At 53.4% G+C, this 22,515-nt stretch carries 21 protein-coding genes and 2 pseudogenes; 20 read left to right on the top strand and 3 right to left on the bottom strand.

Annotation, left to right across the window (positions count from 1 at the left end):
• Positions 1–55 precede the first annotated feature (55 nt).
• The 12 genes from gspD (at position 56) to LOZ86_RS14375 (ending at position 11,471) form a co-directional block, all read left to right on the top strand.
• Positions 56–1,978 (top strand): type II secretion system secretin GspD, encoded by a 1,923-nt coding sequence (gspD, locus tag LOZ86_RS14430; RefSeq protein WP_052012069.1) that lies wholly within the window; start codon positions 56–58, stop codon positions 1,976–1,978.
• Positions 1,975–3,471: a type II secretion system ATPase GspE gene (gene gspE / locus LOZ86_RS14425; protein WP_039484230.1), complete on the top strand. Its 1,497-nt coding sequence runs from the start codon at positions 1,975–1,977 to the stop codon at positions 3,469–3,471. Before gspD ends, gspE begins: the two co-directional genes overlap by 4 nt.
• A gap of 1 nt (position 3,472) precedes the next feature.
• Positions 3,473–4,699 carry a type II secretion system inner membrane protein GspF gene (gene gspF / locus LOZ86_RS14420; RefSeq protein ID WP_039512429.1) on the top strand — a complete coding sequence of 409 codons (1,227 nt, stop codon included), beginning with the start codon at positions 3,473–3,475 and terminating at the stop codon, positions 4,697–4,699.
• A 32-nt stretch (positions 4,700–4,731) separates the two neighbouring features.
• Entirely contained in the window at positions 4,732–5,202 is a 471-nt protein-coding gene (gene gspG / locus LOZ86_RS14415) for a type II secretion system major pseudopilin GspG (RefSeq protein ID WP_048329249.1), read from the top strand.
• 267 nt (positions 5,203–5,469) lie between these two features.
• The gene (gspH, locus tag LOZ86_RS14410; RefSeq protein ID WP_039484233.1) at positions 5,470–6,036 is read left to right on the top strand and encodes a type II secretion system minor pseudopilin GspH; all 567 of its coding nucleotides are present in this window, start codon (positions 5,470–5,472) and stop codon (positions 6,034–6,036) included.
• Entirely contained in the window at positions 6,033–6,395 is a 363-nt protein-coding gene (gspI, locus tag LOZ86_RS14405) for a type II secretion system minor pseudopilin GspI (protein WP_039484234.1), read from the top strand. The genes gspH and gspI overlap by 4 nt, the downstream gene beginning before the upstream one ends.
• A 2-nt stretch (positions 6,396–6,397) precedes the next feature.
• Positions 6,398–7,048, top strand: coding sequence for a type II secretion system minor pseudopilin GspJ (gene gspJ, locus LOZ86_RS14400; protein WP_072012381.1), 651 nt, complete (start codon positions 6,398–6,400; stop codon positions 7,046–7,048).
• Positions 7,045–8,031, top strand: coding sequence for a type II secretion system minor pseudopilin GspK (gene gspK / locus LOZ86_RS14395; RefSeq protein ID WP_039484239.1), 987 nt, complete (start codon positions 7,045–7,047; stop codon positions 8,029–8,031). The genes gspJ and gspK overlap by 4 nt, the downstream gene beginning before the upstream one ends.
• Positions 8,028–9,305, top strand: a complete 1,278-nt coding sequence (gene gspL / locus LOZ86_RS14390; protein WP_230242183.1) for a type II secretion system protein GspL — start codon at positions 8,028–8,030, stop codon at positions 9,303–9,305. The genes gspK and gspL overlap by 4 nt, the downstream gene beginning before the upstream one ends.
• A complete protein-coding gene (locus LOZ86_RS14385; RefSeq protein ID WP_165708251.1) occupies positions 9,302–9,796 on the top strand; it encodes a type II secretion system protein M in 495 nt (164 codons plus the stop codon). The genes gspL and LOZ86_RS14385 overlap by 4 nt, the downstream gene beginning before the upstream one ends.
• A complete protein-coding gene (locus LOZ86_RS14380; protein ID WP_165708253.1) occupies positions 9,786–10,532 on the top strand; it encodes a type II secretion system protein N in 747 nt (248 codons plus the stop codon). The genes LOZ86_RS14385 and LOZ86_RS14380 overlap by 11 nt, the downstream gene beginning before the upstream one ends.
• 93 nt (positions 10,533–10,625) lie before the next feature.
• The gene (locus LOZ86_RS14375; RefSeq protein ID WP_230242182.1) at positions 10,626–11,471 is read left to right on the top strand and encodes a prepilin peptidase; all 846 of its coding nucleotides are present in this window, start codon (positions 10,626–10,628) and stop codon (positions 11,469–11,471) included.
• Positions 11,472–11,616: 145 nt separating this feature from the next.
• On the opposite strand, the gene ypdK is transcribed toward LOZ86_RS14375, so the two are convergent.
• The gene (gene ypdK / locus LOZ86_RS14370) at positions 11,617–11,691 is read right to left on the bottom strand and encodes a membrane protein YpdK (protein ID WP_099606229.1); all 75 of its coding nucleotides are present in this window, start codon (positions 11,689–11,691) and stop codon (positions 11,617–11,619) included.
• A gap of 357 nt (positions 11,692–12,048) precedes the next feature.
• Positions 12,049–13,074, bottom strand: coding sequence for an LLM class flavin-dependent oxidoreductase (locus tag LOZ86_RS14365; RefSeq protein WP_039512434.1), 1,026 nt, complete (start codon positions 13,072–13,074; stop codon positions 12,049–12,051).
• 476 nt (positions 13,075–13,550) lie between these two features.
• Between LOZ86_RS14365 and LOZ86_RS14360 the strand changes: the two genes are divergently transcribed.
• From LOZ86_RS14360 to LOZ86_RS14335, 6 genes and pseudogenes are all read left to right on the top strand, one after another.
• Complete coding sequence (locus tag LOZ86_RS14360) at positions 13,551–14,615, top strand: ABC transporter substrate-binding protein (RefSeq protein WP_039512435.1); 1,065 nt, start codon at positions 13,551–13,553, stop codon at positions 14,613–14,615.
• Positions 14,612–15,631, top strand: coding sequence for a FecCD family ABC transporter permease (locus LOZ86_RS14355; protein WP_080728062.1), 1,020 nt, complete (start codon positions 14,612–14,614; stop codon positions 15,629–15,631). Before LOZ86_RS14360 ends, LOZ86_RS14355 begins: the two co-directional genes overlap by 4 nt.
• A gap of 1 nt (position 15,632) precedes the next feature.
• Positions 15,633–16,403, top strand: coding sequence for an ABC transporter ATP-binding protein (locus LOZ86_RS14350; protein WP_039484258.1), 771 nt, complete (start codon positions 15,633–15,635; stop codon positions 16,401–16,403).
• Positions 16,400–17,134 carry a molybdate ABC transporter substrate-binding protein gene (locus LOZ86_RS14345; RefSeq protein WP_039512437.1) on the top strand — a complete coding sequence of 245 codons (735 nt, stop codon included), beginning with the start codon at positions 16,400–16,402 and terminating at the stop codon, positions 17,132–17,134. The genes LOZ86_RS14350 and LOZ86_RS14345 overlap by 4 nt, the downstream gene beginning before the upstream one ends.
• A gap of 120 nt (positions 17,135–17,254) precedes the next feature.
• Positions 17,255–18,637, top strand: a complete 1,383-nt coding sequence (gene dbpA / locus LOZ86_RS14340; RefSeq protein ID WP_039484264.1) for an ATP-dependent RNA helicase DbpA — start codon at positions 17,255–17,257, stop codon at positions 18,635–18,637.
• 60 nt (positions 18,638–18,697) lie between these two features.
• Positions 18,698–19,268 (top strand): annotated as a pseudogene (locus tag LOZ86_RS14335) (alpha/beta hydrolase).
• Between the two features lie 104 nt (positions 19,269–19,372).
• Here LOZ86_RS14335 and LOZ86_RS14330 read toward each other — a convergent pair.
• Complete coding sequence (locus LOZ86_RS14330) at positions 19,373–19,912, bottom strand: hypothetical protein (protein ID WP_039484267.1); 540 nt, start codon at positions 19,910–19,912, stop codon at positions 19,373–19,375.
• 526 nt (positions 19,913–20,438) lie between these two features.
• Between LOZ86_RS14330 and LOZ86_RS14325 the strand changes: the two genes are divergently transcribed.
• The gene (locus LOZ86_RS14325) at positions 20,439–20,705 is read left to right on the top strand and encodes a hypothetical protein (protein ID WP_039484270.1); all 267 of its coding nucleotides are present in this window, start codon (positions 20,439–20,441) and stop codon (positions 20,703–20,705) included.
• 377 nt (positions 20,706–21,082) lie between these two features.
• Positions 21,083–22,411 (top strand): annotated as a pseudogene (locus LOZ86_RS14320) (IS4 family transposase).
• The last annotated feature ends 104 nt before the right edge of the window (positions 22,412–22,515 follow it).

The raw sequence follows: 22,515 nt of genomic DNA, 5'->3' as shown, positions 1-22,515 counted from the left end.
GCTTGGTCAACTACGCCGCAAGAGTATGTTGTTGCTCAGCGGGAGCGTTTTGTTGATGGCGTCATCATTGGCGTGGAGCGCCGAATTTTCCGCCAGTTTTAAGGGCACGGATATTCAGGAATTTATTAATACCGTCAGCAAGAATTTGAATAAGACGGTCATTATCGATCCGTCGGTCAGCGGAACGATTACCGTACGCAGCTATGACATGATGAATGAAGAACAGTATTACCAGTTCTTCCTAAGCGTGCTGGATGTTTATGGATTCACCGTGATTCCGATGGATAACAACGTCCTGAAAATTATTCGCTCGAAGGATGCGAAATCGACGTCGATGCCGCTGGCGACGGATGAACAGCCGGGCATTGGCGATGAGGTGGTGACGCGCGTCGTGCCAGTCAACAACGTCGCTGCCCGTGATTTGGCACCGCTGCTGCGTCAGTTGAATGACAACGCCGGAGCTGGGAGCGTGGTACATTACGAACCATCGAACGTGCTGCTGATGACTGGGCGCGCGGGTGTGATCAAGCGGCTGATGACGATTGTCGAACGGGTTGATCAGACCGGTGACCGGAATGTGACCAGCGTGCCGCTGTCTTACGCTTCTTCCACGGAAGTGGTGAAGATGGTGAATGAACTGAACAAGATGGATGAAAAATCTGCCTTGCCAGGTATGCTGACCGCCAATGTGGTGGCGGACGAACGAACCAACTCGGTGCTAGTGCGCGGAGAGCCGAATTCACGCCAGCGCGTGATTGATATGATCAAGCAGCTCGATCGCCAGCAGGCAGTGCAGGGCAATACCAAAGTCATCTATCTCAAATACGCCAAGGCTACCGATCTGGTCGAAGTGCTCACGGGCGTAGGCGACAGTATCCAAACCGACCAACAAAACGCGCTGCCCGCGCTGCGCAAAGACATCTCGATTAAAGCACACGAACAAACCAACTCGCTGATTGTGAATGCCGCACCGGACATCATGCGCGATCTGGAACAGGTGATTGCACAACTGGATATCCGTCGTCCGCAGGTATTGGTCGAAGCGATCATCGCGGAAGTACAAGATGCCGATGGGATGAATCTCGGCGTACAGTGGGCCAATAAAAATGCAGGGGTAACACAGTTCACCAATACAGGATTACCGATCACGACAATGATGGCGGGAGCGGACCAGTTTCGGCGTGATGGAACGCTTGGCACGGCAGCGACGAGTGCACTTGGCAGCTTCAACGGCATTGCCGCGGGCTTCTATCAGGGCAATTGGGGCATGCTGATGACGGCGCTGTCCAGCAATAGCAAGAACGATATTCTGGCGACGCCCAGTATTGTGACGCTGGATAATATGGAAGCGACGTTTAATGTCGGTCAGGAAGTGCCCGTATTGGCGGGTTCGCAGACGACATCCGGTGACAACGTTTTCCAAACGGTAGAGCGTAAAACGGTCGGTATCAAGCTGAAGGTGAAGCCGCAAATCAACGAAGGTGACTCCGTCTTGCTGGAAATCGAGCAGGAAGTCTCCAGCGTGGCAGATTCTGCCTCCAGCAGCAGCGCCGAATTAGGCGCAACATTCAATACACGTACTGTCAATAACGCAGTTCTGGTCAGTAGTGGTGAAACCGTCGTGGTGGGTGGGTTATTGGATAAAAGTACGCGTGAGTCCTCAAGTAAAGTCCCCCTGTTGGGCGATATTCCCATTTTGGGATACTTGTTCCGTTCTAATAGTCAAGAAACGTCAAAGCGTAACCTGATGCTGTTTATCCGTCCTTCTATTATCCGCGATCGTAGCCAATACCAGAGTGCCTCTGCCAGTAAGTATCACTCATTTAACGCTGAAGAAGAGAAGCAGCGAAACGTGAGTAACGGTGAGGGAGGTCTTCTGGATAATGACTTGCTGCGCTTGCCGGAAGGTGGGAACGCCTATACGTTCCGTCAGGTGCAGTCCTCTATTGTAGCGTTCTATCCGGCGGACGGGAAATGAGCGACATTGCCTCCCAGATGATAGAACTACGCCCCATATTGCCTTTCGCCTATGCGCGATCGCAGCAAATTTTGCTGTTGCAGGGGGAAAATGAGGCGAACCTTCAGACTATTTGTGTCTCACAGACGCTGCCAGCCGCTTTGCTGGAAGCGCGTCGTGTTGCAGGCTGTTCGCTCAGGGTTGAACGCGTTACAGACGAAGAGTTTGAACGGCAATTAGTCATTAGCTATCAGCGCGACTCGGAAGAAGCGCGCCGTATGATGGAGGATATCGGTAATGAGATGGACTTCTATACGCTGGTGGAAGAGCTGCCAGACAGCGATGATTTGCTCGATGCCGATGACGACGCGCCGATTATCCGCCTCATCAACGCCATGTTGACCGAAGCGATTAAGAATAAAGCGTCAGATATTCATATCGAAACGTACGAGCGCTATTTACTGATCCGTTTCCGCGTTGACGGCGTGCTCCGTGAGATTTTGCGTCCACAGCGTAAGCTGGCTTCGCTGCTGGTGTCGCGTATTAAGGTCATGGCAAAGCTGGATATTGCGGAAAAGCGTGTCCCGCAGGATGGACGCATGGCGCTGCGAGTGGGGGGGCGGGCGATTGACGTTCGTGTCTCCACGCTGCCGTCGAACTACGGTGAGCGCGTTGTGCTGCGTTTGCTGGATAAAAACAGCGTTAAGCTCGATCTTGAACTGCTGGGCATGTCGGAACGCAATCGGCAACTGCTGGACAGCCTGATCCATCGTCCTCATGGCATTATTCTGGTCACGGGTCCGACAGGATCGGGGAAAAGTACCACGCTTTACGCCGCGCTCAGCCGCCTGAATGCCTCGGAACGTAACATCATGACGGTGGAAGATCCCATCGAGTATGAGCTGGAAGGCATCGGGCAAACGCAGGTCAATACCAAGGTCGATATGACGTTTGCCCGCGGGCTGCGTGCCATCCTGCGTCAGGACCCGGACGTCGTGCTGGTGGGGGAAATTCGTGATGGTGAAACGGCGCAGATTGCCGTGCAGGCCTCGCTGACCGGTCACCTTGTGTTATCCACGCTGCATACCAATAGTGCGCTGGGCGCGCTGTCCCGCTTGCAGGATATGGGCGTTGAGCCTTTCCTGTTGTCAACTTCTCTGCTGGGCGTACTCGCGCAGCGTCTGGTCAGGACGCTGTGTTCTGACTGTAGCCAGCCACAACCAGTCGATCCGGTTCAGGCTGAACTGATGGGGATCGCGCCCGGTACGCTGCTGCATAACCCGATTGGCTGCCCGCAGTGTAGCTTTACCGGCTACCGGGGACGTATCGGTATTCATGAGCTGGTGCTGATTAATGACGACGTCCGCGCGGCGATCCACCGCAGTGACGGTGAAATGGCGATTGCGCAGATTCTGGGAGAGAAGCGCACCACCATTCGTCAGGACGGGTTGGATAAGGTACTGGCGGGGCTTACGACCTGGGAAGAAGTGGTTCGCGTAACCAAAGAGGAATGATATGGCACAGTACCACTATCAAGCGCTGGATGCGCAGGGAAAAAAATGCCGTGGCGTTCAGGAGGCCGACTCTGCCAGACAGGCGCGTCAGCTATTACGGGAGCGCGGGCTGGTGCCGCTGTCGGTTGATGAAAACCGAGGCGCACAGCAAAAATCTGGTTCTACCGGATTATCCCTACGTCGCAAAATTCGGATCAGCACCTCAGATTTGGCGCTATTAACTCGCCAGTTGGCCACGCTGGTAGCGGCGTCGTTACCGCTGGAAGAGGCGCTGGATGCGGTGGCGAAACAGAGCGAAAAACCACAGCTGAGCCAACTGATGGCGGCGGTGCGCAGCAAGGTCATGGAAGGCCACTCGTTGGCCGATGCCATGAAATGCTTCCCCGGCAGCTTTGAACGGCTGTATTGCGCGATGGTCGCCGCAGGCGAGACGTCCGGTCACCTTGATGCCGTGTTGAACCGATTAGCGGACTACACCGAGCAGCGCCAGCAGATGCGCAGCCGCATTCAGCAGGCGATGATTTACCCGTGCGTATTAACCGTGGTCGCGATTGCGGTAGTCAGCATTTTGCTGTCCGTTGTGGTGCCGAAAGTCGTCGAGCAATTTATTCATATGAAGCAAGCGCTACCGCTTTCAACCCGCGTGTTGATGGGGATGAGCGATGCCGTGCGCACGTTTGGGCCGTGGATGCTGCTGGCATTGTTGGCTGGATTTATGGCGTTTCGCGTGATGCTGCGACAGGAAAAGCGGCGCGTCAGCTTTCATCGACGCATGCTGCATTTACCGCTGATCGGCCGCATCGCGCGTGGCTTAAATACGGCACGTTACGCGCGGACGCTCAGCATTCTTAACGCCAGTGCGGTGCCGCTGTTACAGGCGATGCGCATTAGCGGCGATGTCATGAGCAATGACTATGCCCGTCATCGGCTCTCTCTGGCGACGGATGCGGTACGAGAGGGCGTCAGCCTGCACAAAGCGCTGGAACAGACGGCGCTCTTCCCCCCAATGATGCGCCATATGATCGCTAGCGGTGAACGCAGCGGCGAGCTGGACAGCATGCTAGAGCGGGCGGCGGATAATCAGGATCGGGAATTCAGTTCGCAGATGACGCTGGCGCTGGGGCTATTTGAGCCGCTGCTGGTGGTCAGCATGGCGGCGGTGGTGTTGTTTATCGTACTCGCGATTTTACAACCGATTCTGCAACTGAATACGTTAATGAGTTCGTAAGAGAACCAACAATTGAATGAGGAAAAGTAAGGATGCAACAGTCTCAGCGTGGTTGTGGACAAAATAGTTATGGTCAGAGCGGTTATCGTCAGCGTGGGTTTACCCTGTTGGAAATTATGGTGGTCATCGTCATTCTCGGCGTACTGGCGAGCCTGGTGGTGCCTAATCTGATGGGGAATAAGGAAAAAGCGGATCGGCAAAAAGCCGTCAGCGATATTGTCTCTCTGGAAAGCGCACTCGACATGTACAAGCTGGATAACAACCGCTATCCGTCCACAGAGCAGGGGCTGAAGGCGCTGGTAACGAAGCCGACGGTACAGCCGGAACCGCGTAACTACCCAGCCGATGGCTATATTCGCCGCCTGCCACAGGATCCGTGGGGCACGGACTATCAGCTGCTGAACCCAGGACAGCACGGCAAACTGGATATCTTCTCTCTGGGGCCAGATGGCATGCCGGGAACGGAAGATGACATCGGCAACTGGAATCTTGATAAGAAATAAAGACGTCGGTCTTTGTTGCAGATTGTTGACAAACCTATTTATTGAACGAGAACGGTAGTAACGGAATAGAAGAGTAAAGCGTTTGCGCCATGGATGGCGCAAGCCGAGCGTACAGGGACGTATTTACAGCGTCTTTACGATCTATCCGTTACTACCGCCATACGGACTTTGTCGGCAACCTCAAATAACTATGCCAGTGTTTATTGGTGACTGTTGCAAATGGGTAGTTGCTATCGATGGCGGCGGGAAAGGGATGGCAAAAGCGCAATGAAGCGGTCAACGAGGAAGCAGCAGGGATTCACCCTGCTGGAAATGATGCTGGTCGTGTTACTGGCAGGCATCGCGGCTAGCATGGTCGTCATGGCGTTTCCTCCCGAGCGCCAGAATGACAGCGCCTGGCAGCTGGCTCGTTTTCAGGCGCAGTTAGAATTTGCCGCTGAAAGCAGTCAGATTAATGAATACATGCTGGGTGTGCGTATCCATCCCGATCGCTGGCAGTTTTATCAACTTCAGCGACCCGCTGCATCGGAAGGGACGCTGATTCCAAGCGGCGATCGCTGGCAGGGCTACAAGTGGCAGCCGTGGCAACCGCATCGGGTGAGCGCATCGGCGTCGTTGCCCGAGGCATTACGGCTTGAGTTACTGCAAGCCGATGGGAAAAAAGTGGATAAAACGCAGAGCGGTGACGACCCCGATATCCTGATTTTGCCCGGTGGCGAAATCACGCCTTTCCGTCTGTTCGTTAAGTCTAAAGACAAAGCGCTCTCGAATTGGCTCCAGGTGGATAACACCGGACGATTTGTGACGTCGATGAGTCAGGGTAAGAAACGATGAAACGACAGAAAGGGATGACGCTGGTGGAGGTGCTGGTCGCGCTGAGTGTTTTTGCGCTGGCAGGCATTGCCGTTTTGCAGACGACAGCCAGACAGGCAAGCAGCCTGAGTCGGTTGGAAGAGAAGACGTTTGCAGGCTGGGTGGCGGAAAACCAGCAGGTTCAACTGCGGCTGGAACAGCGCTGGCCGGAAGCATCGTGGGTGAGAGGCGAAACGCAGTTCGCTGGCCTGCGCTGGCATTGGCGCTGGCAGGGCGTAGAGACTGGTGATCCTCAGACCAAAGCGCTGGATGTGGAAGTGCGACGTAATAAAGATGCCTTTGCCGCTGATGCTTCCCTGCGCACCTATGTGGTGAAGTAATAATGGTTAGTAAAACAAGGATGTGTAGCCAAACAAGAAGGGGGCGAGAGCCCGCGCGACAGAAGCGCCAGCAGGGGTTTACGCTGCTGGAAATGATTCTGGCGATCGCTATTTTTGCGGCGCTGAGCCTCAGTGCGTTTCAGGTGCTGAACGGCGTGATGCGTAATGATGAAATTTCGCAGCGTAAAGCCGAGCGTCTGGCCGAAATACAGCGCGCATTTTCACAAATGGACAACGATTTCTCCCAGATGATCGCACGCGGCAGCAGAGGAAGTACCTCGATGTTTTACGCCGGTCGCGATCAGTTAAAAAGTGATGACTGGGGCGTCAGTTTTATGCGCAATGGCTGGCAGAACCCGTTTGGTATTCTGCCGCGCTCTGAACTTCAGCCTGTGGCCTATCGGCTGCGGGAACACACGCTGGAACGGTTAACGCATGTGACGCCTGACCCGATTGAAGGGCTCGATCCCGGCGTAAAACCGCTTCTCACACAGGTTGATGGTTTCCGCCTGCGCTTTTTCAGCAATAAAACCTGGCGCGATCGCTGGGACAACAGTACGCAATTGCCACAAGGGATTGAAGTGGTGCTGACCTTAAGGGATTACGGCGAGATGTCGCGTATATTTTTGATTACCACCGGACCGGTTAAATGAGGCCGCGTCAGCGCGGCGCGGCGCTGCTGGTAGTGCTCCTGATCCTGGCATTAATGGTGACAATTGCCGCAGTGATTACGGAACGCACAGGCAAAGCATTTTTGCGCACCGAAAGTCACTTGAGCCGTCAGCAGGCGAAATGGTACGCATTAGGCGCGGAAACGCTAAGCGGGCAGATATTACAGCGCGATGCACGGAATATGCCGGGGCGCACGTTTGCCGGACAGAACTGGTCGCAGCCGGGGCAGCGTTTCCCCGTGGACGGTGGTGAAATCACTGGCCAGATTAGCGATGCGCGTACCTGCTTTAATGTGAATGCGATCAATCAAGGTGTAGATAACGAAAGCACGCTGGTGAAGACGCCTTATCCGGCGCAGGTTTTCCGTTTGCTATTGAAAAATCTGGGCGAGGAAACGGATCGTGCAGAAAAAATTACCGCGGCGGTGCGTGACTGGATTGATGCAGATAACTATCCGTCGGCGAACGGCGCGGAAGACGACGTCTATGCCACGCTGCCAGTGCCTTATCGTACTGCCAATCAAAGAATGAGTGAAATTAGCGAATTACGTTCAGTGTATGGCATCGACAGCGATCTCTACCGTCGGCTATTGCCCTATGTCTGTGCGCTGCCGGTGGATGCGATGTCCATTAATATCAACACGCTAACCGAATTTGATGCCCCGTTGTTATCCGCCGTGTTCTTGAACGAAATGACGATGTCGCAGGCAAAAGCGCTGGTGCAGCAGCGGCCACGTATGGGGTGGGCAAGTATTGAAGTTCTGCAACAAACGGGGCTATTGCCCCCGAATAGTAAAAATACCGCGCAGCGAGTGCTGGCAGTAAAAAGTGAATGGTTCTTTGTAAAACTCCAGGTGCGTGTCGGCGACAGTGATTTCCATCAACGTAGCTTGCTTCATCTGAGTGGACAAAAGATAGAGGTCGTGCAGCGGCAATATGGAGGATATAGGACGGTGAATCCATGAAAATAGCGGGAAAATGGAAGCGAAAAGCCGCAAAAATCCCATTAAATCGAGGAACGATCGCTCGGCATCCGTGCCTCATTGTTCGTCTTCCGGTAGAAGAACAGGGAGAGATCGAATGGCAGGTGCGCTCATCCAATGGGGAAAGTTTACTGAGTCAGGGGCGCGGTAGCGTAGAGCAGGTTCGTCAGGCGCTGGCAGCCTATCCGTCCGTGACCTTTACCCGCGTTCTGGTTCCGGCCACTGACGTAACGTTTTATACCCTGACGTTGCCCCGACAGGCCCGGCGTCAGTTGACGCAAGTCGTGCCGTTTATGCTGGAAGACCAGCTGGCGACGGAAATTGAAAAGCTGCATTTTGCTGTGCTGGAAATTCATGGCGATGACGGCACGGTTGCCGTGGTGGAAAAAAACCGGATGCAGCGTTGGCTGGCACAGTGTGATGCGCTGGGGCTCAGCGTCGATACGTTATTGCCTGACGCCCGCGTATTGCCGAAACATCAGGATGGCTGGAGCGCGTTGCAGCATGATGACATGTGGCTGTTTCGCCAGCCGACGGGCCATGCCATGGCGGCGGAGTCCTCCTGGTGCGGTGATCTGCTGAAAGCCGCTATGCCGCTGCCTGCGATATACAGCTACAGCGCGGCATCGGTCTGCGGTGAGTTGTCGCAGTACGAATGGCAGGAAGAGGGGGAATGGAAGGCGCAGCCGGAAACGGATCTCTTCACGCTGGCGGCAACGGTACACTTACCTGCCTCGGTCGATCTGCGACAAGGCGACTATGCGCCGGAGAAAGCCTGGCAAAACACCCTGCTGCCGTGGCGCGGCGTCGGGATCGCGTTTGCCTGTTACCTCTTGTTGGTTGTGGCAGATACTGGCTGGGCGCACTACCAGCTTTATCAACAGTCTGAACATTGGCGACAGGAAAGCGTGCGCACCTATCGGCAGATTTTCCCTTCCGAAACGAATGTCGTTAACCCGCGCGCGCAGATGCAGCAGCACCTGCAACGTACGGCAGCCGGAGGCGCAGGGAAAGCGCTGCTGGATCAATTGAACCCCTTACAGCAGCTCATGACACAGAATAGCGTGATCAAAATTCAGTCGCTGTCTTACGACGGCGCTGCGGGCGAATTCCGGCTGGCGTTGCAGGGCACGTCATATCAGGAACTCGAGCAGTTTCAGCAGCAGGCTGCCGCTTATTATCAGGTACAGGCGGGAGAGATGCGGCAGGAAAACGATCGGGTTGAAGGCCGCTTAACTTTAAGGAGCCAGCAATGAATGAATTACGGCAACGCTGGCAGACGATGAGCCCGCGTGAGCGTCAGCTTATGGTCGTGTGCGCGGCGGTGCTTCTGCTCTGTCTGGTGTATTACGCTATCCTCCAGCCGTGGCAGGAGCGGGAAGATCTGTGGGAGCGCACAATTTCCCGCGAGCAGCAGACCGTCAGCTGGATGCAGAAACAGGCTTCATTGATTCCGCAGGGAAATCAGGCGGAGGGAGACAATAGTCAGCGCGACGTCAGTCTGCCGATTTTGATTTCGCAAAGTACCAAGCGTTACGGACTAAGCGTCGTACGTTTGCAGCCGCAGGGCAGTCAGGCATCGGTGACGCTGGGGCAGAGTGACTTTAATAGTCTGCTGCGTTGGCTTGGCGAACTGGAACAGAAAAATGGCGTAAAAGTGTTATCGCTGGATGTGAATGCTGTCGAGCAAAGCCCCGGAATGGTGGATGTCACCAGACTGATGCTGGAACGGGTGGATGAAGCTTAAGTCCGGCATCAGCGCAGGTATCGCTCTGGTTCTGGCCTATGGGCTGTTCCTGGCGAGCTATGCGCCTGCCCGTTTGCTCACCGCCGTGCCGCTGCCAGCCGGAATGGTGGTTGCAGAGGCTGCCGGAACGCTGTGGCAGGGGAATCTACAACGGTTTAGCTGGCGCACGTTAACGCTGGACGATGTGCACTGGAACATTACCTTCTCGGGTTTTATGCCCGCGCTGGAAATTGCGTTTAAAAACCCAGAAGGCATTGCAGGCCGCGGGATCATTCGCGGCTGGCAGCAGCCGCAGTTTTATCAATGGCAGCTTTCTGTACCTGCGGGCTATTTATTCAGCCATCTGCGTTTTATCGTGCCCATCGGCGCAGAAGGCAACGTGCAGCTCAATCTGCAAGAGGCGACGGTAGATCGTTCAGGCTGCCAGTCGCTGGATGCCAACATAACCTGGCCGGGCGCGCGGGTGAAAACGCCGCTGGGTGGACTGGTACTCGCTACGCCTCAGGCCACGTTACGCTGCCAGCAAGGCGTGCTAGAAGCGAACCTGCGGCAGACCTCCTCACATCTGCAATTGTCTGGCAAAGGCTGCGTCACCCCGAAAGGCGAATATCGTTTTACGGGGCGTCTGAGCAGCGGAAATGACTTACCCGCGACGATGAAAAAGCTGCTGGCAACCACCGGTAAAGCTGACGAACAGGGTGCCAGAACGCTGAATTTTCAAGGGCGCTTGCTGTAATTAATAGAGGTAAGCGTTGTTATTTTTGTGCCGTCGTGCGCAGAAATAAACTGCTCATTCATACTGTTTCTTTATCAACAATCAGGGACTAACGTGGACGATTTCAGGGAATTCGCACAGCTGTTTCCGGCGTGGTGGTTTGGGGCGCTGGGCGTGTTGGGGTTGATTGTTGGCAGCTTTCTGAACGTGGTGATTTACCGCTTGCCGATTATGTTGGAGCGTCGCTGGCGGCAGGACATCGAGCTTGAAGCGGGCATGGCCGATTCCGATCCTGATACGCGCTACAACCTGTGTTGGCCGCCTTCGTCTTGCCCGCACTGCCAGCAGGCTATTGCAGTAAAAGATAATATCCCGCTATTCAGCTGGTTGTGGTTGCGAGGCCGCTCCCGCTGCTGTCATCAATCGGTGTCTGTGCAATACCCGCTAGTGGAAGTCATCACTATGCTGGCTTTTCTGACGTCGGGTTTGCTCTGGTTGCCCGGTATGGCGCTGTGGGGGGCGTTGATTCTGCTGTCCTTCCTGCTGGTGCTGACCGTGATTGATATCAAAACGCTGCTGCTGCCGGATGTGCTTACGCTGTCGCTTCTGTGGATTGGGCTGCTGTTTAATCTGTCGGAGACATTTGTCCCATTGAATGATGCTGTCGTTGGCGCGATGGCCGGTTATTTATCTCTGTGGCTACTTTATTGGGTATTCAAATACGCGACGGGCAAAGAGGCGCTGGGGTACGGTGATTTTAAGTTGCTGGCTGCGCTGGGTGCCTGGCTGGGTTGGCAGGCGTTGCCGAATCTGGTTTTGGTGGCGGCGCTGAGCGGGTTGGTCGTTACTCTCGTCTGGCGCGGGTTGCGTAAAGAGGATACGGCTAAACCGCTGGCATTTGGCCCCTGGCTGGCAATGGGCGGCGTGTTCAGCGTGATAATGAACGGATTCAATCTGTAGAGAATGACAAAGGCAATACGAGTCATCGGCTGAATGCCGATCGGCAGGCATAAAAATAGGCTGAGGGTATAAATACCATCAGCCTTTTTTATCTTTATCTGTGTGTGCCCTTCAATGAATAAATCTTTGCCGGGCAAATGACAGGTTATTCTACCATCAGCATAAAGGTACTCACCCAAACGACTAAACAGAATGAGATACCCATAAAAAAATACTTCACCGATTTATTCTCCAGCAGAAACCACGCCAGCAACGATCCCGATTGTGCGTTTTATTATGGAAGGAAATAATTACGCTGTCGGTGATGTCACCGAAGGGTAATCTTTCCCGTTGTCATCACCAGAGTCACACCAGTTATGACGGGATCGGCGCTAAATCTACGCCGAGTGAGGGGGGGAATTCAAGAGGTCCAGAAACTATATTTTCAAAATAGCATTAAAAAGCGTTGAACCGTTTCAGGGACTGGGAAAACCGGGAGGATTCGAGTGAAAATAGCTCCTCAATCTTCCCGATTTTTGATGGTGTTATCGTTGGTTTGGCACCTATTGGATAGGCTTGAATGCGTTAGTCTGCTGGACTACGCTCGCCACCCCATCGCGGGTGCGACATGTTTCAGGATTGATTCGATCACATGCGCATTGTAATCCACGCCCAGTTGGTTCGGCACCGTGAGTAATAGCGTATCCGCTTCGGCAATCGCTTCATCCTGTTTTAACTGTTGGATGAGTGCGTCCGGCTCGGCGGCATAGCTGCGGCCGAAAATCGCGCGTGTGTTTTCATCCAGAAAACCCACCTTGTCGCTATCGTTACTGCTTCCGCCGAAATAGGCACGATCGCGGTGATCCATCAAGGCAAAAATACTACGGCTGACGGAGACACGTGGCGTGCGCGTATGTCCAGCCTCAGTCCAGGCGGCCCGATAGGCACGAATTTGCTGTGCCTGCTGGATATGAAAAGGCTCGCCTGTTTCATCATCTTTTAGCGTGGAACTTTGCAGGTTCATACCCAGCTTCGCTGCCCATACTGCCGTGGCATTCGATCCGGCACCCCACCAGATTCGTTCACGTAACCCATCAGAATGAGGTTCCAGACGCAAAAGGCCTGGTGGGTTTGGGAACATAGGTTGTGGATTTGGTTTTGCAAACCCCTCGCCACGCAACACATCCAACAGCACTTCGGTATGACGCCTTGCCATGTCTGCTTCCGATTCCCCTTCTGTCGGCTGGTAGCCAAAGTAGCGCCAGCCATCGATCACCTGTTCTGGCGAGCCACGGCTGATGCCGAGCTGCAAGCGTCCGCCAGCGATCAGATCGGCAGCGCCGGCGTTTTCAGCCATGTACAGCGGATTTTCATAGCGCATGTCGATGACGCCGGTGCCAATCTCAATGCTTTTGGTTTTTGCCCCAATCGCGGCTAGCAGCGGGAAAGGTGACCCCAACTGGCGGGCAAAGTGGTGCACCCTGAAATAGGCGCCGTCAGCACCCAGCTCTTCAGCGGCAACGGCAAGGTCGATAGATTGCAGTAATGCATCAGCGGCGGAACGTGTACCAGACTGCGGCGACGGGGCCCAGTGGCCGAATGATAAAAAGCCAATCTTCTTCATAGGGTATTTATCCTTATATTCAGACAAATATTTAGCATGTTCGTCCTGCACAGCAAGGTTCTATATCCCCGTCATACTTCAAGCTGCTTGTGCGTTGGCTGCCCTTGCTCACCCCCAGTCACTTACCTGAGTAAGCTCCTGGGGATTCACGCGGTTGCCGCCTTCACGCCACTCGAATTATTTAGGGTATAGATCAGTAATAGAAGCACTCTACGCGATTAATAGTGAGAATAAATATCATTTTTTTAACGTAATAATTCAGTTTATCTGACTAATCGTTCGCAGAATAAATAGTCTATTGAACGGGCACTTTCTGATTTGCGCGGGTAAATAATCCTGTTGTTATTTAGCGGAAAACGCAACTCGGGCTCCTCTACCTCCAAGTTGGTATCCAAATATTATTATGAGCGAGATCAGTATTTTCTTTGCCGCTATCGCTGTATCATTTTATATATAGCGAAAATCAGGATACCAACATGATAAAGAAATTTGGCTACACGCTGTGGGTTGCTGGGCTGTTTTTGGTGTTTTCTAACGCTTGGGCGGCGCGTCAGGTGACCGACCAACTCGGGCGCAATGTCACGATTCCCGACCACGTTAATCGCGTGGTGGTGTTGCAGCATCAAACCTTAAATCTTCTGGTGCAGTTGGATGCACAAGAGAGCGTCGTGGGTGTGCTGTCCAGTTGGAAGAAACAGCTGGGCGAGCATTATGTGCGGCTGGCTCCGCGTCTGGCGGATTTACCAATGCCGGGCGATCTCACGCAGGTCAATATTGAAAGCCTGCTAAAGCTGTCGCCGCAGGTGGTTTTTGTCGCTAACTATGCGCCGCCGGAAATGATTGCGCAGATTGAGCGGACGGGTATTCCGGTGGTGGCGATCTCGCTGCGTCAGGATCAGCCGGGAGAAGCCGACAAAATCAATCCTACTATGGGTGATGAAAACACAGCGTATAACGAAGGGCTTAAGGCAGGGATTCGGCTGATTGGTGACGTCGTTGAGCGTCAGAAACAGGCGGAAGCACTGATCGACTATACGTTTACACAGCGGCAAAACGTGAGTGTGCGTCTGGAGTCTATCCCAGAAGAAAAGCGAATCCGCGTGTATATGGCTAATCCAGACCTGACAACCTACGGTTCAGGAAAATATACCGGTTTGATGATGTCGCATGCAGGGGCGCTGAATGTGGCAGCGGCATCGATAAAAGGCTTCAAGCAGGTGTCGATTGAAAATGTGCTGGCCTGGAATCCCGAGGTAATTTTCGTGCAGGATCGCTACCCAGATGTGGTGAAGCAGATCGTCAACGATCCGGCCTGGCAGGCGATTGAGGCGGTGAAACAACATCGCGTGTATTTGATGCCGGAATACGCCAAAGCCTGGGGTTACCCGATGCCGGAAGCGTTAACGATTGGCGAACTGTGGATGGCGAAAAAGCTATACCCTGAGCGCTTTGCTGATATTGATATGCAAAAAGCCGCCGATGCGTATTACCAACGCTTCTATCGTATGGACTACCGTGCGGACGCCTCCGCGGCGCAATGAGTTATCGCACCTACCGGATCACGCTGCTCACGGTGGTGGTGTCCACACTGTTGATTGCCGTGTGCTCACTGGGGATAGGGCGTTTTAGCTTATCCCCGTGGCGCATCGTCCAGATACTTGCCGAACCGCTGTCTGGCAATAATCCTTTGCTTGGCGATATCGAACGACAAGTGGTGTGGAGCGTGCGCTTACCTCGCGTGTTATTAGCCTGGTGTGCAGGCGCGGCGCTGGCGCTGAGCGGGGCCACGTTGCAAGGCGTTTTCCGTAATCCGCTGGTCGATCCGCATATCATCGGCGTGTCTGCCGGCGCGGCCTTCGGCGGCACGCTGGCGATTCTATTAAGCTGGACGCCGCTGCTTTTGCTGCTGTCTGCGTTTACGTTCGGCATGCTGGCGCTCTTGCTAATTTTCATGATGGCCGCCGCATTCGGCAAACAGAACGTGCTGATCCTGATTCTGGCCGGCATCATCCTCAGCGGCTTCTTCGGTGCGTTGGTCAGTCTGATGCAATATCTGGCGGACACCGAAGAGAAGTTGCCGAGCATCGTTTTCTGGCTGTTAGGCAGCTTTGCCACCGCACACTGGAACTCGCTGATGACCATGGTGGTGCCGTTAATCATTGCTGGCGGATTGCTGCTGCGGCTGCGTTGGCACATCAATGTGCTGTCGATGGGTGAGCAGGATGCGCGTGCGCTGGGTGTTGCCGTACAGCCCTTACGCTGGCTAATTTTGAGCTTGTGTGCCGCGATAGTCGCCGCGCAGGTGGCGGTCAGCGGGAGTATTGGCTGGATTGGGCTGGTGATTCCTCATGTCGCACGCATGCTGGTAGGGGCCGATCATCGTCGCCTGCTGCCAGTGTCACTGTGGCTGGGTGGAGGCTTCATGGTGCTGGTGGACGATCTGGCGCGCAATCTCAGTGAAGCGGAAATCCCGTTGGGTATTCTGACGGCGCTACTTGGTGCGCCACTTTTTGCCGTGCTGCTGTATAAAACACAGCGGCAGAGTAGAGGACGTTAGCATGCCAGCCATCAGGTTATCGACAGAAGAACTGGTATATGGCTACCAACGGGGGCAGGGCTTTTTTTCACCGCTGAATCTGTGCTGTCAGGAAGGGGAAATTACGGCGATTCTGGGCGCGAATGGCAGAGGAAAAACGACTCTGCTGAATACGTTGATGGGTCATTTATCGCCGCTTTCCGGGACGATCCAGCGTGATGGACACATTGGCTTTGTGCCGCAGATATTCACACCGCCGTTTTCTTATAGCGTTCTGGATATGGTGCTGATGGGGCGTGCGGCGCGTGTTCGGCTGTTTGCCATGCCTTCTGCGCATGACATCACCGTAGCGCAGAATGCGCTGGGGATGCTGGGAATCGCATCCCTTGCCGATTGTGAGTTTAGCGCGTTGTCCGGCGGGCAGCGGCAGCTGGTATTAATCGCGCGAGCGTTAGCTTCTGAGTGTCAGACGCTGATTCTGGACGAGCCGACAGCGGCGCTTGATGTGCAAAATCAGGCGCAGGTGCTGCGGTTATTGACGCATCTGGCTAAAACGCAGCGCTTGAGCATCCTGCTAACCACGCACGATCCCTCGCATGCGCTGGCCATTGCCGATCGGGCGCTGCTGCTGATGGGCAATCAACACTATCTTTATGGTCGCTGTGATGAGGTTGTGACGGAGGATAACCTGTCGCAGCTGTATGGTATTCCGATGCGGCAGGTGTGCGTGGACATCGCGCCACAGCCGTATTATGCGCTGATACCGATATTGACCATGACGGAGTTACCATGACCGATCCCCTTCGCCTGTATGCAGCGGGCAGCCTGCGCCTTGCATTTGCTCCGCTGTTGGCAACGTTCAGCGAACGCTATGCGGTGGACGTGATACCGACCTTCGGTCCGGCGGGGCTGCTGAGTGAAAAAGTGATGCACGGTGACACGGTGGACATTTTCGCCTCGGCAAACTGCGCGCACCCTTTACGCTTGAAAGCGCTGGGGCTGGCGGAAGAAACCAACGTGTTTACGCGCAACCACCTTTGTATTGTGATGCGTAACGTGCCGGAACTCACCACGCAATCCTGGCTGATGGCGCTGCGTGACCCGCGTTTTGTGCTTTCAACCTCAACGCCCGGCAGCGATCCCGGTGGGGATTATGCGTTTGAGCTCTTTGATCGCATCGAACGTCTGCATCGAGGCTGGGGAAATCAACTGCGCGATAAAGCGAAACTGCTGGTGGGCGGCGGGCTCGCTCATGCCATTCCGGCGGGTATGACGGCGGGAAGTTACCTGATTCGGACTGGGCAGAGCGATATGCACATTGGCTATGCCAGCTATCTGCCGTTATTGCTCAATCAACCAGATCTGCATGTGGTTCATTTACCCGATCCCTATCGTATTGATGCCGAGTACATGCTGGCTGTCATGAAGCCTGCCCGACGTGAGGCGCGGCTGCTGGCGAACTATCTTTTATCTCCTGAAGGACAAGGCTTTCTGGTGAACAAAGGATTTGCCTCACTGTTTTAGTCGCAGAACGGGAGGTAAATCGGTCAATGATGACGAACTCTGCTATGATTGCGGCATATCTGCGCCGCTTTTTAGCGCGGCGTCACCTTTCGTTATCTCGTCCTTGGTAGAGTAATCACTGTGAGTACAACCTCTTTTTCTTCCCTCGCGCTGCCCGCAGAGCAGTTATCCAATCTTAATGAACTTGGCTATACCGACATGACGCCCGTCCAGGCGGCGACGCTGCCAGCCGTTCTGAGCGGCGCAGACGTGCGGGCCAAGGCGAAAACCGGTAGCGGTAAAACGGCGGCATTCGGCATTGGGCTGCTGGATCGTATTGTCGTGAGCGACTTTACCACGCAGGCGTTGGTGCTGTGCCCGACGCGTGAGCTGGCCGATCAGGTCAGCAAAGAGCTGCGTCGTCTGGCTCGTTTTGCACAAAACATTAAGATTCTGACACTGTGCGGCGGTCAGCCGATGGGCCAGCAGCTCGATTCGCTGGTTCACGCTCCGCATATTGTTGTCGGGACACCGGGACGTATTCAGGACCATTTACGCAAGCAGTCGCTGTCTCTGGATAGCCTGAAAGTGCTGGTACTGGATGAAGCGGATCGCATGCTGGACATGGGCTTTACTGATGCGATTGATGATGTGATTTCCTACACGCCGTCCGATCGTCAAACCCTGTTATTTTCCGCTACGTACCCAGAAGAGATTGAACAGATCAGCGCACGCGTTCAGCGTCAGCCGCAACGCTTTGAGATTGCAGATGGTGTGGAAGAGTCGGCCATTGAACAACGTTTCTATGAGACGACGAAAGATCAGCGCCTGCCGCTTTTGATTGCCATTTTGGGCCATTATCAGCCTGCGTCCTGCGTGGTGTTCTGTAATACGAAGCGTGATTGCCAGAGCGTATTTGACGCGCTGGACATGCGTGGGATTAGCGTATCCGCGCTGCATGGTGATCTGGAACAGCGCGATCGCGATCAGGTTCTGGTACGTTTTGCTAATCGCAGCTGCCGTGTGCTGGTGGCAACCGACGTTGCGGCCCGCGGTCTCGATATTAAAGAGCTGGCGCTGGTGGTGAATTTTGAGCTGGCTTTCGACCCTGAAGTCCACGTTCACCGCATTGGTAGAACGGGCCGCGCGGGTACGAAAGGTCTGGCGGTGAGCCTGTGTACACCACAGGAAATGAACCGCGCTAATCTGATTGAAGACTATCTCGGTATGCGCATTAAATGGACACCGGCGGATGAAATTAGCCGCAGTGGCGAGGTTGCGCTCGAACCTGAGATGATGACGCTGTGCATTGATGGTGGCAGAAAAGCCAAAATCCGTCCCGGCGATATCCTCGGTGCGTTAACCGGCGATGCAGGGTTAACGGCAGAGGAAGTGGGGAAAATTGATATGTTTCCAATGCATGCCTATGTGGCAATCCGTAAAGCCAGCGCTAAGCGCGCGTTGCAGCAGCTCCAGAAAGGCAAAATCAAAGGAAAAAGCTGCAAGGCCAGATTGTTAAAGTAACCGGTGGCTGATATACCAGACAGAAGGGGCACGGGTAACTGACAGGAGTGTTAAGGGCGGATGCAGACAACAGAAATCGATCGGCGGCTAACGGAAGTGAGCCAGCAGCTAACGATGGTGCTAGTGCCGGGATTGCGCGACAGCGATGATGAACACCGGCAAAGCCATTGGGAACGGCGTTTTCCACTGGCATCGTATACGCCAGCGGGAATGGTATCAGGCCGATCTGGATCGCTGGGTGTTGGCGATCCGTCGTGAGCTTAGCGTCTGTACACAGCCCGTGATTCTGATTGGCCACAGCTTTGGCGCACTGGCTTCCTGTCATGTGGTGCAGCAGGGTCAGGAGGGGATTGTTGGTGTGATGCTGGTAGCCCCTGCTGAGCCGATGCGTTTTGAAATTGACGATCGTATTCAGGCTGCACCGCTGTCGGTTCCGACGCTGACATTTGCCAGTCATAACGATCCGCTGATGAGTTTCACTCGCGCCCAATATTGGGCGCATGCGTGGAACAGCGAACTGGTTGATGTCGGTGAGGCGGGGCACATTAATGCAGAAGCAGGATTTGGTCCCAGGGAATATGGTCTGACAAGATTAGCTGAGTTTTCGGAAGCACTCGTTGCTAATCGTTAATCGGCCAATTTCCATCAAATAACAATCTTACAGTATTAAGATAGCGTTATAACTTTCTTTAATGCCAGGGCAATGAATATAGTTGTCTTGGCATCTATTTTTTATTAAGCCAGTTCTTCTTGATCGCCTGAACCATGCAGCATTTCCTGAATCTGCTGATAAACTTCGGCAGCAGACAAATTGCTGTAGGATGTTTTGCTCTCAAAATGTAATACCTGTTCGCCACCGGAACTATGAAGTGCGCCCATGAGTGCCAGGTCTTCTTGTGTGATGCGCTGTCCGGTAAAAGCATCGAACATTTCAGAATTACCATCTGGGTACTTAACCACGGAAATGAGCTTGCCGTTGTATAAAGGAATACCCGTCATTGCCAGCGAGTATTCGGTAGCGGCTTTCTGCTGTGCTTTAAACTGTTCAGGTGGAGGAGCATCTTTCTCTTCAGCGGCACGCTTCTTTTGAGAAGACAGCGTGACTTTGGTGCTCTCGTTCGAGCCCGGCATATTTTGCGAGTCGGAGTTTGTTGATGTGTCGGTTTTATTCCCCGGGCTGATAGCTGCAACGACAGTCGGGTTAGCAGCCGCGCCAATCGGAGGCATGGTTGCCGGGGTAGTCGCATTCACGAGTTGAATATCTGGAATCACCACAGTATAACTCCTTCTTATATCTATTTAATGCTGGTAATGGTTTTTACCAGTGAGTTACTTCAGTGTGTTAAAACCACATACGTTAATACCACAACCGTTGAATTTGAGGTCACCAGCACAAGCAGAATAATTATCTTCCTTGGAAGAGGGATCAGTCTGCTGGGGATAATTTTCTATCATTCAACACTATGGCATTAACGAAATGGTTCAGTGAGAACACAGTTAATGTAAAACAGTATTTATGCCAAACACTATTTATGCAAAATGCAATTGCATTAAAAAACACCCTATCGTAAAAGGTATCGGCTATTTTTTCTGCTTCATTAATATCCAAAAGGCATAAGATTTAACTTTTTGATTACCAATCGTGCGAGCTTATGTGGCCAAACTTCTCTATTTTTAAAAAATAGAAAGCTATCAGGGTATTAGCGTGATGTAGTGATAACTCTTACCCCATATGTGCTCTACAAGCGCGGGGGAACGCGATACACTGTTTTCTCTGTCTTTTCCTCTGTTAAGAGGCGCTATGCCTAGCATTAAACTGAAGGTTAACTATTTGTATCGGCAATCCGGTGAAACGCGTGAAGCCTCACAGGCAACAGCTCGCGTTTTTGTTGGTGATGAGCTCGTCGCCACCGAGGTGATTACCGGGATGACGGAAAGCCCAGTCGAGAAGTATTTGCACCACTCAGGGCGAGAAGCACAGTCCGTACGTGTCGAATGGGATTGCGAAGGCACAACCGCCATGACGGTGTCTGAGGTGGAAATCTGTCCCTGCTGCCACCATGATTAGCCTGATACGCTAAGCCGTTTTTGAACGGTTCGGCTTCATGATTGACACGCTAAAAACACAATGCGAGTGGCAGACAAACCACCGTATAGGCAGCTTGAAGTATGACGGGTAGACAAGGTGAATGTATGAGAGCAGCGGTATCAACCTTAATAGCCTGTGGACTATGGACGGCTGCATGGGGAGCACAAGCCGGCTGGTATGTCGTGAGCAATTACGAAGGCCACATTGGGCCTTATCCGGTGCATTTTTCATTGCAGAAATACAGTATTGACCAGGATAAGAATCTGCTTGGGAGTAATGCTGATCAGTTAAGGATCAGTTGAACGATCCAATAGCTGTGTAAGAATCCGGAAGTGTTCTTCATTTCCGGATTTTTTATGCGTATCTCTCAGGCCATCGACCTCGTTTCACGTTACGATTCGACCCGTAATCCTTTGACTTCTCTTGGCGACTTTCTTGACCCAGAACTTATTGCCCGTTGCCTTGCTGAGTCCGGCGTGGTCACCCTGCGTAAACGCCGTCTTCCTCTCGAAATGATGGTCTGGTGCGTTGTCGGCATGGCGCTTGAACGTAAGGAGCCGCTTCATCAGATTGTCAATCGGCTGGATATTATGCTGCCCGGTAACCGTCCCTTTGTTGCTCCCAGCGCGGTTATCCATACCGACAGCGGCTCGGAAGTGACGCCGTTCGACGGGTGTTCACGCACACCGCTCACTTGTGGCACAACGCTGTGGCGCATCCCCACTGGTGTGGATTGACGTTACTGGCGATGGATGGCGTCGTCTGGCGCACACAGGAAACACCTGAAAATGATACCGCCTTCCCGCGCCAGACTTACTGCGGCCAACCTTACCCTACCCGCAGGTCAAAATGGTCTGTCAGATGGAGCTGACCAGCCATCTGATAACCGCAGCAGCCTTCGGTACGATGAAAGACAGCGAATATACCCCTGGCTGAGCAACTGATAGACCAGACCGCAGATAATACGCTGACGCTGCTCGATAAAGGGTATTACTCATTAGGGTTGCTGAATCTTATGGAAGCGTGCGGGAGAACACCGACACTGGATGATACCGCTTAAGAAAGGTACCCGTTACGAGGAGGTCCGGAAACTGGGAAAAGGCGATCATCTGGTACAGTTGAAAACTACGCCACAATCCCGCAAAAAATGGCCGGGACTGAGTACAGAAGTGACAGCCCGATTACTGACCTATAGCCGTAAAGGAAAAATCTATCAGTTACTGACTTCGATGACTGATGGCATGCGTTATCCGGGAGGTGAAATGGTTGAGCTTTACAGTCACCGTTGGGAAATCGAGTTGGGTTACCGTGAAATCAAACAGACAATGCAACTGAGCAGACTGACACTGAGAAGCAAAAAACCGGAACTTGTGGAGCAGGAGTTATGGGGTGTGCTGCTGGCGTATAATCTCGTGAGATATCAGATGATTAAAATGGCCAGTCAACTGAAAGGTTACTGGCCAAATCAGCTGAGCTTCTCAGAATCCTGCGGGCTGGTCATGAGGATGTTGATGACGCTTCAGGGTGCATCGCCGGGTCGTATCCCTGAACTACTGCGAGATCTGGAGAGTATGGGACAGATGGTGAAGCTGCCGATAAGAAGAGAAAGAACCTTCCCGAGAGTGGTGAAAGAAAGGCCTTATAAATATCGAAAAGCGAAGAAAAACAGCCAGTCAGTTGCTTAACTGACTGGCATTACTGCTTGGGAGCTATTTTTACGATAAATACAGAGCGCCGATCCCTCTGTATGGACGGCTCTCGGAAACGTCGCTTGAAATCTGCGAAATCC

This window comes from Pectobacterium parvum, from assembly GCF_020971565.1.
In the GTDB taxonomy this organism is placed as follows: domain Bacteria; phylum Pseudomonadota; class Gammaproteobacteria; order Enterobacterales; family Enterobacteriaceae; genus Pectobacterium; species Pectobacterium polare.
The sequence above is the reverse complement of the archived record's forward strand: the minus strand, read 5'-3'. Positions and strand labels throughout refer to the sequence as shown.